This window comes from Streptomyces sp. NBC_00212 (assembly GCF_045206365.1).
In the GTDB taxonomy this organism is placed as follows: domain Bacteria; phylum Actinomycetota; class Actinomycetes; order Streptomycetales; family Streptomycetaceae; genus Streptomyces.
The window spans coordinates 5,412,851-5,425,670 of record NZ_CP108115.1; the positions used below are offsets into that span (position 1 = coordinate 5,412,851).

A 12,820-nucleotide genomic window follows, 5' to 3' on the forward strand; every position below is an offset into this window, starting at 1 on the left:
GAGCGCCCCTATGAGCGCCAGCCTGTGGCCCCTGGCCGCCCGCATCACTGCCACTCTCGACGCCACCAACGGCACCTCACCCCACGAGATCGCCATGCGCCTGTTGAAGGTCGGCGAGGAAGCCGGGGAGGCATCCGCCGCATACATCGGCGCGACGGGTCAGAACCCCCGCAAGGGCGTCACCCATAACCACCACGACGTAGCCGACGAGCTGTGCGACGTCATCATCGCCGCCGCGGTCGCCCTTCACTCCTTCACCAGCGCCCCGCCTGCGGTCCTGGAGGCCAAACTCCACGTCGCCGCCAGCCGCCTCAACACCGAGCAGGTGAGCCCGCGATGACCTGCCTCTCCTGCACTGGACACCACCCCGTCCGCCTCGACGCCTTCTCCGCCGGCGACCCCCGCGCCTCCCTGCACGCGGCGCACCGCGCCACCGCGGCCCGCGCCGCTGCGCCCGGGCCGGTCCACGTCCACTACGACGCGACCACCGACACCTTCGCCGTCATCCGCACCGACCAGCCCGAACGGAGCACGACATGAAGACCAGCCCCGCCTGGTTCGAGTCCCTCAGCGACAGCGTGTACGCACTTGGTGCCGCGGCCCGCGAGGCTCAACACGCCTCCCGTACCGCCGAAGTAGCCCGCGACAGCTACGACCTGAACCGGCTGCGTCCGGTCGACGGCCGAGTACAGGTCGACGACCGCCCCGACACCATGCCGTTCCTGCCCCACGACCAGGCCCTGTTCGCGATCGGCGACATCTTCAGCGAACAGGCGGACAGGCTGCGATCCCTGTACGTCCACGCCGCCATCGGCTACGCCTACGGCTCCATCTGGGCCATCCTTCGCGTCTTGGACGGCCAGCACCCCGATGCGGTCCAACTCGGCCGCACGTCGGAGGGGTTCTACCTCATCCCGGGCGGGCTGCACCGGGACCCGTCCACGATGACGGGCCTGAAGCACTGGAACCACTACCCCCAGTTCATCGCCGCTCACGCCCGCATGCTGCTGTCCGAAAGCGCCGGGATGCATGCCGACTGCCTCAGCGACCAGCCCCACCTCACCGACCGCGAGGCCAGTGAGCTGCATCAGGCACTCGACAGCGCCGCCAGCCTCCCCGAAGCAACCTACGCATTTGGCGTGCTTGCCGAGTCCGCCCTGCACTTCGCGCTGCTCGAACCCCGCGCCCAGCACGCTCGCACCCACACCAGCCACTGAGGAGACCGCCATGTCGTTCGGAGAGACCCCGATCACCGTCATCGGCAACCTGACCGCCGACCCGGAACTCAGGTTCACGCCCTCCGGCGCGCCACTCGCCAAGTTCACCATCGCCGCCACCCCGCGCACCTACGACAAGGACTCCGGGAAGTGGACGGACGGCACCGCCACCTTCTTCCGCTGCGCCGCCTGGCGCCAGCTCGCCGAACACGTCGCGGACAGCCTGACCAAGGGCTCACGCGTGGTCGCCTTCGGCCGGATCCGCCAGCACAACTGGCAGACCCCCGAAGGAGAGAACCGCTCCATGCTCGCCCTGGAAATCGACGAAATCGGCGCAAGTCTGCGCTTCACCACCGTCGACATCGCCGCCAAGCGCCCCGCCACCCAGGCCACACCCGGGGACGACGCCTGGGGCGCCACGGGCGACGCCCCGGCCGCGAAGAGCGGCGACGAACCCCCGTTCTAGCTGCGCCAAGGGCGGCCCCCGTCTCGCCAAAGCCAGGGCCGCCCTTGTCCACCAGTGCTTCTCACAGAACTGGCCTCTCCAGCATGCCGCACCTGCCCAGCTCTGGGGCAGATGGCGGTGATGGTCAGGTCAGGGGCCAGCCAGCAAATCCGTCTTCGGTCTGGTAAACCAACGCCACCTTCTGCTCCGTGAGCAGGTCCTGGACGTCGTCAGTCGGTGCGCTGGGCAACAGCACCGCGACGCGTACCGTCTCAGGGTTGGGGATGTGCCGGCGGTAGTCCGCCAACTGCCCAATCGCCATCCGGATGTTGGACCGCGTGGTGAGCCCCTTCGCCTCGTACAAGACGTGGTCACTCGCGTCATACAGGTCGGGCGTGAGCGCTCCGGGTTCGCCCTTGATGGTGATCTGGAAGCTGTGCGTGGTGTGCCCCTGGGCCGCCAGGTGCGCCTCAAAAGCCGTCACCAACTCGCCCTCGCGGCGCAGCACCTTGCGGGTCACGGCCGGAATGTCGACCACGGTCTCCGGCGTGCTGTGCTGCTCGGACTTCTTCGCCTTCGCGCCGGTGTGCTGCGGCAGGTTCACGGGCGCCGACTGCACCGCAGACGACGCGGTCACCTCGATTCCCGAACTGCCCGCCGGGTGCAGCTTGTCCGCCTCGGTCCAGGCCGGTGTCGTGCCCGGGACGGGTCGGAGCCGGAAGACCAGCACGTTACGCATCACGCCGTCGCGGCCGGGCCCGCGACGGACCTCGAACGGCTGGACCGGGTCCACCGCCATCTGCCCGATGTAGCGCTGCCGCATCGCCCCGCCCCCGGGAACCCTGCCGTGCGCCACGAACAGGTGGACATCGCGGCCATCTTCCCCGTGGTAGCGCAGGGACTTGTTGCGCCCGGCAACGCTCTGGTCACCCTTCGCACCAGCGCCGGTGTACAGGTACAGCGGGCCAAACTCGTCGTCCTCGGCCCGCCCGTCGAAGGTGTAGCCGTACTCCTCACCAGCGGACGGGTCGGAGTAGACGAACACCTTCTTCGCCTCGTCGGCCGGCTCGATGCCCTGGAAGGTTCCACAGCCGAAGGTCTGCGCGATCGCCTCGCGCGTTGTCACCAGGCCCGGCTTGAGTTCAAGAGTGGTCATCCCACAAACCTAACTCCCGCCACTGACAACCCCTCTTGAACCATCCGCACCACCGCACATACGCCGAGGGCGGCCCCCGTCTCGCCAAAGCCGGGACCGCCCTTGTCCACCAGTACTTCTCACAGAACTGGAGACACCCAGCATGACCCATTGCACCGCCCCACGGCGAGCCTGCTTGCTCGCCGCCGCTTTAGCCGCTGCCGAGCGCGGGTGGCCAGTCTTCCCGCTCCGCTCCGGCGCCAAGCGCCCCGCGCTCCACGGCGAAGACCGCTGCCCGGCCACCGGGGAGTGCGCCGGCGGGCACCGCAAGTGGGAGCAGCGCGCCACCACCGACCCCGACCGCATCCAACGGGCATGGGGCCGCGGGGCGTTCAACGTCGGCATCGCAACCGGCCCCGCGCACCTCGTGGTCGTCGACCTGGACGTGCCCAAGGGGACGAGCAGTGCGGACACGCCTTGCGGCGTGACCTCCTTCTCTGCGCTCTGCGAGCGCGCCGGCCAGCCAGTCCCCGTCACGTACACGGTGCGGACCCCCAGTGCCGGACAGCACCTGTATTTCCGCGCCCTGTCCGGCGTCCGGTTGGCCAACACGGCTGGAATGTTGGCCCCGTTGGTCGACACCCGGGCCTGGGGCGGTTACGTCGTGGCTCCCGGCAGCATCGTCACCGCCGGCGTCTACGAGGTCATCAATCCGGCTCCCGTCGCCCCGCTGCCCAACTGGCTGCGGTGCGAGCTTCAGCCCGCCCCCAGGGCCGCGGGTCCGGTCGCGATCGCACCGGCCCACAACGCGAGCCGGGTGGCACAGGTCGCCCTGGACCGCGAGTGCACCGCGATCGCGGCGGCCCCGGAAGGAGAGCGGGAAGCGGTGCTGTTCAAGGCTGCCCGCTCCCTGGGGCGCTTCGTGGCCTGGGGCGACATCCCCCGCCACGTGGTCGAAGAGGCTTTTCAGGGGGCGGGGGAGGCGGCCGGACTCAAGGCGTACGAGTGCCGCTCCACCCTGCGCTCCGCCCTGAACTGGTCCATCCGCACCGCCCGGCCCCGGGAGACGGCATGACCACCCACCCCACCCCCGCCCTGAAAAGCCTCCCCACCCCCGCCGACCGGCCGGAGCGCGCCGGATCCCGTGGGGCGGGTGCTGGTGGTGCGGCGAAGGACGGCGCCCGAAGGGCGTCCGCATCTGCCTGTCCGCTCGACGCGGCGCATGACGACGGACGACGCATCGTCGCCCTGCTCCACATCGTCGCCCCGCGCGGCACCACCCCCACCGCCCGCTCCCGCTGCTCCTGCGGCCAGGACCTCAGCGCGATCGGACGCCCCCGGGTGCTGGCCCTCATCAACGACCACACCACGCACCGCACCGAGTGCCCCCTGCTCCACGCACAGGAAGGGAGGAACACCGCATGACCAGCACCAACCCGGCCGCGCCCGCCATCGACGGCGCCGCCCTGCTCGACGAGGTCGAGGCGTTCCACCGCCGCTTCAACGTCTTCCCCACCGAACACGCCTACACCGCCGTCACCCTGTGGGACGCGCACGCCCACCTCATGGACGCACTCGACGGCACCGCCCGCCTGGCCTTCCTCAGCCCCGAGCCCGGATCGGGCAAGTCCCGGGCCCTGGAAATCGTGGAGACCCTCACCCCGCGCGCCGCGACCACCGTCAACGCCTCTGCCAATGCCCTGTTCCGGCTGGTGTCGGCCGACGAAGGAACCCCCACCCTCCTCTTCGATGAGATCGACACCGTTTTCGGCCCCAAGGCCGGCGGCAACGAAGAGGTCCGCGGGTTCCTCAACTCCGGCTACCGGCGCGGCGCCAAGTCCCTGCGCTGCGTCGGCGACGGCAACGACCAGAAGGCCGGGTTCTTCCCCTCGTTCTGCGCCGTCGCCATGGCCGGACTCGGCTCGCTCCCGGACACGATCCTCACGCGCTCGGTCATCATCCGGATGCGGAAGAAGGCGCCCAACGAGACGTGCGAGCCCTACCGGCGCCGGATCCACGAGAAGCAGGGCCACGCCCTGCGTGACCGGCTTGCGGAATGGACCGCCACCCTGCACGACCAGGTCGCCGAAGCCTGGCCGGAGATGCCCGAAGGCGTCACCGACCGGCCCGCCGACGTGTGGGAGCCCCTCTTGGCGGTCGCCGATGCGGCGGGCGGGCACTGGCCCGAGCGGGGCCGTGCCGCGTGCCTGGCGCTCATCAAGGCCGCGAGCGAGGGCGACGAAGCCTCGCTCGGTGTGCGGCTGTTGACCGATCTGCGTGACCGCGTGTTTTGCGGCGTCGACCGGATGCCGACCGCGGCCATCCTCGAAGTCCTGCTCTCCCTGGACGATGCGCCGTGGGCCGACATGAGCGAGGACGGACAGGCCACCAAGCCGCTCACTGCTCGCCGGCTGTCCAAGCTCCTGAGTCAGTACGTGAAGCCCGACAACACTCCGATCAGGCCCCGGGGCATCCGGGTCGGCAGCACCACCCCCAAGGGCTACTACGCGGAAGACCTCGACGACGCGTGGAGCCGCTACTGCTCTCGGTCCGAAGAAATCCGCAACATTCGCCACACCGCAACATCGCAGGTCACAGGGGGGGAATCTGTGGCGGATCCGTGTCGTGTGGCGGATACGCCCGACGCGGATGCCACTCCGCCCCTGATGCGCATCGTCGGCTGACCCCAGCCCACCCGAGATGCCGTCGCGCACCCGCGCGGCGGCATCTATCCGCCACACAATCGCTATCCGCCACAAATTTAAGCCGCTGACCAGCGATGTTGCGGCGTGGCGGATGTTGCGGATCCCCAAGGGGGAGGGGAAGCGACCCCGCCCCCGTGTTCCAGCACCACCGCCCTTACCAAGGAGCGCTGCATGGACACGGCCCATGTCGAAGACCCCACCGTTCTCCTGCTGACCGTGGAAGAAGCCGCCCGACGGCTCCGGATCGGCCGGACCAACTGCTACGCGCTGATCCGCACGGGACAGCTCGAATCCGTCCCCGTGGGGCGCTTGCGGCGCGTTCCCGCCGACGCCCTGCCGGAGTTCGTCGCACGTCTCCGCGCCGCCAACCACCCCACGTCGCTTGCTGCTTGAGAGGTTCGCCATGGAAGAGAAGAAGCGCACCCGGCAGCCGAACGGCCGTTCCTCCATCTACCAGGGGGCGGACGGCAAGTGGCACGGCCGCGTGACCGTCGGCGTGCGGCCGGACGGCAAGCCCGACCGTCGGCACGTTGAGCGCAAGACCCGCGCTGAAGTCACGAAAGCAGTCAAGGAGTTGGAGCGTCAGCGGGATGCGAAGACGCTCCGCACGCCCGGCCGGGCGTGGACCGTCGCCGCATGGCTCACCCACTGGATCGAGAACATTGCGCCCCTCGGGGTCAACTCGAACACCATGGTCGGCTATGGCGTCGCTGTCAGGAAGCACCTGATTCCCGGGCTTGGCGCGCACAAGCTGGATCAGCTCAAGCCCGAGCACATCGAGCACTTTTACAGCCTCATGATGTTGGCGGGCAGCAAGCCCGCCACCGCTCATCAGGCTCACCGGACCTTCCGCACCGCGCTGAACGAAGCCGTACGGCGCGGCCATCTGGCACAAAACCCGGTGCGACTGGCCAAGGCCCCACGCGTGAGGGAGGAAGAAGTGGAACCGTACTCCGTCGATGAAGTTCAGCGCCTTTTGAAGGCTGCGAGTGAGCAGAGGAATTCGGCGCGTTGGGCCGTGGCACTCGCCCTTGGGCTGCGACAAGGGGAAGTGCTCGGATTGAAGTGGGATGACCTGGACTTGGACGGTGGATTCCTGGTGGTGCGGCGCAGCCGGCATCGTCCGCAGTACGCCCACGGCTGCGCAGAACCGTGCGGACGTAAGGCGGGGTATTGCCCGGAGCGCCGGCGTACCAATCCGGAGACTGCCGATACCAAGTCGCGAGCCGGCCGCCGCGCGGTCGGCCTTCCGGAACAGCTTGTCGACCTGTTGCGGGTCCATCGCCAACAACAGGAAGTCGAGCGGGAGAAGGCAGGAAAGCGCTGGACCGAAGGGGGTTGGGTGTTCCCTGACGAGAAAGGGCGCATCGCTTCTCACCGCAAGGACTGGGCGGAATGGAAAGAGTTGTTGAAGACAGCGAAGGTCCGTGACGGGCGACTGCACGATGCCCGCCACACCGCAGCTACGGTTCTGCTGATCCTCGGAGTGCCTGAGCGGGCCGTCATGGGGCTCATGGGATGGTCGACAACGGCCATGGCTGCCCGATATCAGCACATGGTCGACGCCGTGCGTACCGACGTGGCGAAGCAGGTCGACGGACTGATCTGGAAGCCTGAGGCCGATAGGCCGGACGACGATGGTGCGGCCGGGGCGCTCGTACCGGCCAACTGAGACGGAAACTGAGACGAGCAATGAGTAGGGCGGTTCACCGTGTGGTGAACCGCCCTACTCGTATGCCCTGATGAGAGCCATTGGAGGCCGTGACCGGAATCGAACCGGCGTAACTCGCTTTGCAGGCGAGTCCCTCAACCACTCGGGCACACGGCCGTGTGCTGGTGCGTTGACATGACCGTAGGGGGCGGCGCGGGGGAGGGGAAGGGGGGTCGGTGGGGTGCAATGGGACTGCCATACGGCGTTCATGTTCGGGCTTGGGACTACGACTATTTACGTAGCTGGAGTCCCGTCCTTTGGCAGGGGGCGGGGCGCGGTGCGGCTCTTACTGTGGGCGGATGAGCGCCCTTGAATCGTCCGATGCCCGTACGGCCGGCCCCATGGCCGAGCTCCCCGCCGGGGGGATTCTGGGGCGGGAGTTCCGCGCGCTGAGCTTCGGGATCATCGCCGTCGTGCTGCTCATCGCGTTCGAGGCGACCGCCGTGGGTACGGCCATGCCCGTCGCGGCGCGGGAGCTGGACGGGGTGTCGCTGTACGCGTTCGCCTTCTCCGCGTACTTCACGACGAGTCTGTTCGGGATGGTCGTCGCGGGGCAGTGGGCCGACCGGCGCGGGCCGCTCGGGGCGCTCGGGGTCGGGATGGCGGGGTTCGCGGCGGGGCTGCTGCTGTCCGGGACCGCGCTGAACATGTGGACGTTCATCGCGGGGCGGGCCGTGCAGGGGCTCGGCGGCGGGCTGGTGATCGTCGCGCTGTACGTCGTCATCGGGCGGGCCTACCCCGCGCGGCTCCAGCCGACGATCATGGCGGCGTTCGCGGCGGGCTGGGTGGTGCCCTCCGTGGTCGGGCCGCTCGTGGCGGGGACGGCCACCGAACAGCTGGGCTGGCGCTGGGTGTTCACCGGGATTCCGGTGCTCGTGGTGTTCCCGCTGGCGCTCGCGCTGCCCGCGACGCGGCGGATGGCGTCGGGTCCTGCCGAGCCGTCGGCGCCCGTCCAGCCCTTCGATCGGCGCCGGATCAGGCTGGCGCTGGGCATCTCGGTCGGGGCCGGGCTTCTGCAGTACGCGGGGCAGGAGCTGAGGTGGCTGTCCCTGCTGCCGTTCGTGGCAGGCGTGGCTCTGCTGGCCCCGGCGGTCGCGGGACGGCGCGCCCTGCTGCCGCACGGCACCTGGCGGGCGGCGCGCGGGCTGCCCGCGGTGGTGCTGCTGCGCGGCCTTGCGGCGGGGTCGTTCATCGCTGCGGAGTCGTTCGTGCCGCTGATGCTCGTCACCCAGCGCGGGCTCACGCCGACGATGGCCGGTCTTTCGCTCGCCGTCGGCGGGGCGACCTGGGCGCTGGGTTCGTACGTACAGGCCCGGCCGCGGATGGAGGTGTACCGGGAGCGGCTGATGGTGGGCGGGATGGTGCTGGTGGCCCTCGCGATAGTGGCCGCGCCGAGCGTGCTCGTCGCGGCGGTGCCGGTGTGGGTGGTCGGCGTCGCGTGGGGCGTGGGCTGTTTCGGCATGGGCATGGTGATCGCCTCGACTAGCGTGCTGCTCCTGAAGCTGTCGGCCCCGCAGGAGGCCGGCGCGAACTCGGCCGCCCTCCAGATCTCGGACGGCCTGTCCAACGTGCTGCTGCTGGCGGTGGGCGGGGCAGGGTTCGCGGCGCTCGGGGGTGGCGCGGTCTCGGGGGCGACGGCCTCGCACCCGGGGGCGTTCCTGGTGGTGTTCCTGCCGATGGGGGTGGTGGCGGTGGTCGGGGCGTTTGTCGCGGGCCGCGTCCGGGGGAGCTGAGCGATGGGGCTCCGCCCGGGTTGTCCTGGGGCTCCGCCCCAGACCCCGGGAGTTCGCCCCACCCCGCCCCTTCCCGCAACCCTCCGGGGGAGTGTGCCGGGTGCGGGGTGTGGTCGCTTTTCGGGCAGTTCCCCGCGCCCCCGAACAGCCCGCTTTCGGGTGCGGGCCGTGTCGCTTTTCGCGCAGTTCCTCGCGCCCCCGAGCGACCCGACTTCGTCCGCGGGCCGTGGTCGCTCCTCGCGCAGTTCCCCGCGCCCCTGTAGGTGGACCCGGGTCGTCGCAGCCCCGCCCCTAGCTGCACTAGTGCTGGCCGGCACTGGACACTTCAGCCGGTCATGGGGGTCCCCCTGGCCCTTAAGGCCTTGGGGGAGTTTGAGGACGAGCGCCGTGCAGGCGCGAACGGGGGTCCGGGGGCGGAGCCCCCGGAAGGGGTGCAGGGGACGAAGTCCCCGCGGGGGGTCTGGGGCGCAGCCCCAGGGCTCAGCCCTCCCCACCCCCGTCACGGGCGGGAGGGTGGGCAAGCGTCCCCGGGGTCTGGGGCGGAGCCCCAGGAGGCCTGGGCCGTGCAACCCCGCGCGTACGGGTGGGCGGGTGGGCGAACCCCGGGGCGCCCCCCCACCCCCCCGCTGTGAGGCGGGTCTCAACCCCGCCCCGCCGGGAGGCATTCCGCCGGGGTCCGCCGGCCCGCGCCGGTAAGGTGGCCCGGTTGTCGTACGTAAGAGCCGGTGTCCGGACCCGCCCGGGCCCGCCGAGCCGGACGGAGTTCAGCCCCAGCCCAAAGCCAGCCGGTGCTGAGCCGGACGGAGCCGAGCCCAGCCCCGAAGCAGCCCCCCGGGCCCGCCCCGGATGCCCCTGACCCCGTACAACCGAGAGCCTCGAACCGGAGACCGTGACTACTACCGCCTCCCACCACCTCTCACCCGCCTTCCCCGGCCGCGCCCCCTGGGGCACCGCCAACAAGCTGCGTGCCTGGCAGCAGGGTGCCCTGGAGAGGTATGTCCAGGAGCAGCCGCGCGACTTCCTCGCCGTCGCGACGCCCGGCGCCGGCAAGACGACCTTCGCGCTGACGCTCGCGTCGTGGCTGCTGCACCACCACGTGGTCCAGCAGATCACCGTCGTCGCGCCGACCGAGCACCTCAAGAAGCAGTGGGCGGACGCGGCGGCCCGGGTCGGCATCAAGCTCGACCCGGACTACAGCGCCGGGCCGCTGAGCCGCGAGTACCACGGCGTCGCCGTCACCTACGCCGGTGTCGGCGTGCGCCCCATGCTGCACCGCAACCGCTGCGAGCAGCGCAAGACCCTGGTGATTCTGGATGAGATTCACCACGCCGGTGACTCGAAGTCCTGGGGTGAGGCTTGCCTTGAAGCCTTTGACCCCGCCACCCGGCGGCTCGCGCTCACCGGTACGCCCTTCCGGTCCGACACCAACCCCATCCCCTTCGTCACGTACGAGGAGGGGAACGACGGCATCCGCCGGTCCTCCGCCGACTACACGTACGGATACGGCAACGCGCTCGCCGACGGAGTCGTGCGGCCCGTCATATTCATGAGCTACAGCGGCAACATGCGCTGGCGCACCAAGGCCGGTGACGAGATCGCCGCCCGGCTCGGCGAGCCCATGACCAAGGACGCCATCTCGCAGGCCTGGCGCACCGCGCTCGACGCCCGCGGCGACTGGATGCCCAATGTGCTGCGCGCCGCCGACCAGCGGTTGACCGAAGTGAGGAAGGCCATCCCGGACGCCGGGGCGCTCGTCATCGCCTCCGATCAGGATTCCGCCCGCGCCTACGCCAAGCTGATCCGCGAGATCACCGGCACCAAGGCCACCGTCGTGCTCTCCGACGACACCGGCGCCTCCAAGCGGATCGACGAGTTCAGCGAGGGCGACTCCCGGTGGATGGTCGCCGTCCGCATGGTGTCGGAAGGCGTCGACGTGCCGCGCCTGGCCGTCGGCGTGTACGCCACCACCATTTCCACCCCCCTCTTCTTCGCCCAGGCAGTCGGCCGTTTCGTGCGGTCGAGGCGGCGCGGCGAGACCGCTTCCGTTTTCCTGCCCACCATTCCGATGCTCCTCGGCTTCGCCAATGAGATGGAGGTCGAGCGCGACCACGTGCTCGACAAGCCGAAGAAGGACGGCGAGGAAGAAGACCCGTACGCCGAGTCCGAACAGGAAATGGACGACGCGAACAAGCAGCAGGACGAGGACACCGGGGACGACATGCTCCCCTTCGAGGCCCTCGAATCGGATGCCGTGTTCGACCGGGTCATGTACAACGGCGCCGAATTCGGCATGCAGGCCCACCCGGGAAGCGAGGAGGAGCAGGACTATCTCGGCATTCCCGGGCTCCTCGAACCGGACCAGGTGCAGATGCTGCTGCAGAAGCGGCAGGCCCGGCAGATCGCGCACAGCCGCCAGAAGCCGGCCGAGCAGGCCGATCTGCTCGAAATGCCCGCCGAGCGGCGCCCCGTCGTCTCGCACAAGGAGTTGCTCGAACTCCGCAAGTCGCTGAACACGATGGTCGGCGCGTACGTCCACCAGAGCGGCAAGCCGCACGGCGTCATCCACACCGAGCTGCGCCGGGTGTGCGGCGGCCCGCCGAGCGCCGAGGCCACGGCCGGCCAGCTCCGCGAGCGGATCAAGAAGGTCCAGGAGTGGGCGACCCGCATGAAGTAGCGGGCGCAACACGGCGAACGGGGCCCGGCGTGCGATGCCGGGCCCCGTTCGATCCCATGGGTACGGGATGCGTGCGAGGACCGGCCCCCACGGACGCCCCTCGGACGACTGCCACAGTAATGTCCCGGTAAATCCATTCCGGTCGCCCAAGGTCCTCGCTAAGACGGACTTAGGTCCCGAATCTGAGCGAACGGGGATCAAATTCGTCGCCCATGGGCATTATTTGTCCATCCGTTGGGGTCGGTTCGCCCATTCCATGGGGCGCGGAATTCTGCTCGCGCCCGGATTCTGGACGAGGTCTTCCGCTGAGCGGTGTCCGCTCGCTACTGTCCCGGCCATGCAAACGCCCCGTGGCAGCGTCGCCTCGGAGCGCAGCCGGTGCCTTGGCCTCGCCGGCGGGCTCTGCGCGCGATGCCGATGGGACCGGTGCCGCGAACCACGGAGAGTGCCGCCGCGACTCACCACTTAAGGAGTGGGTGTCGTGACCGCGGAGACCTCCCAGACGCTCGACCGGGGACTACGCGTCCTCAAGCTGCTCGCCGACACCGACCACGGTCTGACGGTCACCGAGTTGTCCAACAAACTCGGCGTCAACCGCACGGTCGTCTACCGCCTGCTCGCGACCCTGGAGCAGCACGCCCTTGTACGACGTGATCTGGGCGGCCGCGCCCGGGTCGGGCTCGGGGTGCTGCGCCTGGGCCGTCAGGTGCATCCGCTGGTCCGCGAGGCCGCGCTGCCCGCGCTGCGCTCGCTCGCCGAGGACATAGGCGCGACCGCCCACCTCACCCTCGTCGACGGTTCGGACGCGCTCGCGGTCGCCGTGGTCGAGCCGACCTGGACCGACTACCACGTCGCCTACCGGGCCGGGTTCCGCCACCCCCTGGACAAGGGCGCGGCCGGCCGGGCGATCCTCGCCGCCCGCCAGGCCGGGGGCCTCGCCGAGCCCGGCTTCACCCTCACCCACGGCGAGCTGGAGGCCGGCGCGAGCGGGGCCGCGGCGCCGCTCGTCGGGGTCACCGGGATAGAGGGGAGCGTCGGCGTGGTGATGCTCGCCGACGCCGTACCCGAGCGGGTCGGGCCCCGGGTCGTGGACGCGGCCAGGGAGGTCTCCGACGCCCTGCGCTGAGCCGGAGCCGCGAGCCGGTGCGGCCGCCGCCCGGCCCCGCCCGGGCCCGTGCCCCGGGCGGCCGGGTGCGTACG

General features: G+C 70.3%; 13 protein-coding genes and 1 tRNA gene. 12 read left to right on the forward strand and 2 right to left on the reverse strand.

The features are described 5' to 3' along the window. The first annotated feature begins 10 nt into the window (after positions 1–10). From OHA17_RS24780 to ssb, 4 genes are read left to right on the forward strand one after another with little or no spacing between them, the layout of a single operon-like run. Positions 11–340, forward strand: a complete 330-nt coding sequence (locus OHA17_RS24780; protein WP_406508421.1) for a MazG-like family protein — start codon at positions 11–13, stop codon at positions 338–340. After that, on the forward strand, positions 337–540 hold the full coding sequence (locus OHA17_RS24785) for a hypothetical protein (RefSeq protein ID WP_406508422.1): 204 nt from the start codon (positions 337–339) through the stop codon (positions 538–540). The genes OHA17_RS24780 and OHA17_RS24785 overlap by 4 nt, the downstream gene beginning before the upstream one ends. Further along, complete coding sequence (locus OHA17_RS24790) at positions 537–1,217, forward strand: hypothetical protein (RefSeq protein WP_406508423.1); 681 nt, start codon at positions 537–539, stop codon at positions 1,215–1,217. The genes OHA17_RS24785 and OHA17_RS24790 overlap by 4 nt, the downstream gene beginning before the upstream one ends. Positions 1,218–1,227: 10 nt before the next feature. Further along, positions 1,228–1,683 carry a single-stranded DNA-binding protein gene (gene ssb / locus OHA17_RS24795; protein WP_406508424.1) on the forward strand — a complete coding sequence of 152 codons (456 nt, stop codon included), beginning with the start codon at positions 1,228–1,230 and terminating at the stop codon, positions 1,681–1,683. A 124-nt stretch (positions 1,684–1,807) separates the two neighbouring features. Here ssb and OHA17_RS24800 read toward each other — a convergent pair whose 3' ends face one another. Beyond that, the gene (locus tag OHA17_RS24800; RefSeq protein WP_406508425.1) at positions 1,808–2,818 is read right to left on the reverse strand and encodes a hypothetical protein; all 1,011 of its coding nucleotides are present in this window, start codon (positions 2,816–2,818) and stop codon (positions 1,808–1,810) included. Between the two features lie 142 nt (positions 2,819–2,960). On the opposite strand from OHA17_RS24800, the gene OHA17_RS24805 reads away from it, so the two are divergent. The 5 genes from OHA17_RS24805 (at position 2,961) to OHA17_RS24825 (ending at position 7,174) form a co-directional block, all read left to right on the forward strand. Next, positions 2,961–3,872, forward strand: coding sequence for a bifunctional DNA primase/polymerase (locus OHA17_RS24805; protein ID WP_406508426.1), 912 nt, complete (start codon positions 2,961–2,963; stop codon positions 3,870–3,872). Then, on the forward strand, positions 3,869–4,222 hold the full coding sequence (locus OHA17_RS24810; RefSeq protein WP_406508427.1) for a hypothetical protein: 354 nt from the start codon (positions 3,869–3,871) through the stop codon (positions 4,220–4,222). The genes OHA17_RS24805 and OHA17_RS24810 overlap by 4 nt, the downstream gene beginning before the upstream one ends. Further along, positions 4,219–5,481, forward strand: a complete 1,263-nt coding sequence (locus OHA17_RS24815; protein WP_406508428.1) for a DUF3631 domain-containing protein — start codon at positions 4,219–4,221, stop codon at positions 5,479–5,481. The genes OHA17_RS24810 and OHA17_RS24815 overlap by 4 nt, the downstream gene beginning before the upstream one ends. A 192-nt stretch (positions 5,482–5,673) precedes the next feature. Continuing rightward, positions 5,674–5,895 (forward strand): helix-turn-helix domain-containing protein, encoded by a 222-nt coding sequence (locus OHA17_RS24820; RefSeq protein ID WP_406508429.1) that lies wholly within the window; start codon positions 5,674–5,676, stop codon positions 5,893–5,895. Positions 5,896–5,905: 10 nt separating this feature from the next. Beyond that, positions 5,906–7,174 carry a tyrosine-type recombinase/integrase gene (locus tag OHA17_RS24825; protein WP_406508430.1) on the forward strand — a complete coding sequence of 423 codons (1,269 nt, stop codon included), beginning with the start codon at positions 5,906–5,908 and terminating at the stop codon, positions 7,172–7,174. 81 nt (positions 7,175–7,255) lie between these two features. Here the strand turns inward: OHA17_RS24825 and OHA17_RS24830 are convergent. Further along, positions 7,256–7,330, reverse strand: a tRNA-Cys gene (locus OHA17_RS24830). A gap of 182 nt (positions 7,331–7,512) precedes the next feature. Here OHA17_RS24830 and OHA17_RS24835 point away from each other — a divergent pair. The 3 genes from OHA17_RS24835 to OHA17_RS24845 all read left to right on the forward strand — a co-directional run bounded on the left by OHA17_RS24835 (position 7,513) and on the right by OHA17_RS24845 (position 12,746). Further along, entirely contained in the window at positions 7,513–8,946 is a 1,434-nt protein-coding gene (locus OHA17_RS24835) for an MFS transporter (protein ID WP_406508431.1), read from the forward strand. A gap of 889 nt (positions 8,947–9,835) precedes the next feature. Beyond that, positions 9,836–11,620 carry a DEAD/DEAH box helicase gene (locus OHA17_RS24840; protein WP_398872311.1) on the forward strand — a complete coding sequence of 595 codons (1,785 nt, stop codon included), beginning with the start codon at positions 9,836–9,838 and terminating at the stop codon, positions 11,618–11,620. A gap of 481 nt (positions 11,621–12,101) precedes the next feature. Beyond that, positions 12,102–12,746: an IclR family transcriptional regulator gene (locus OHA17_RS24845; RefSeq protein ID WP_053729455.1), complete on the forward strand. Its 645-nt coding sequence runs from the start codon at positions 12,102–12,104 to the stop codon at positions 12,744–12,746. The last annotated feature ends 74 nt before the right edge of the window (positions 12,747–12,820 follow it).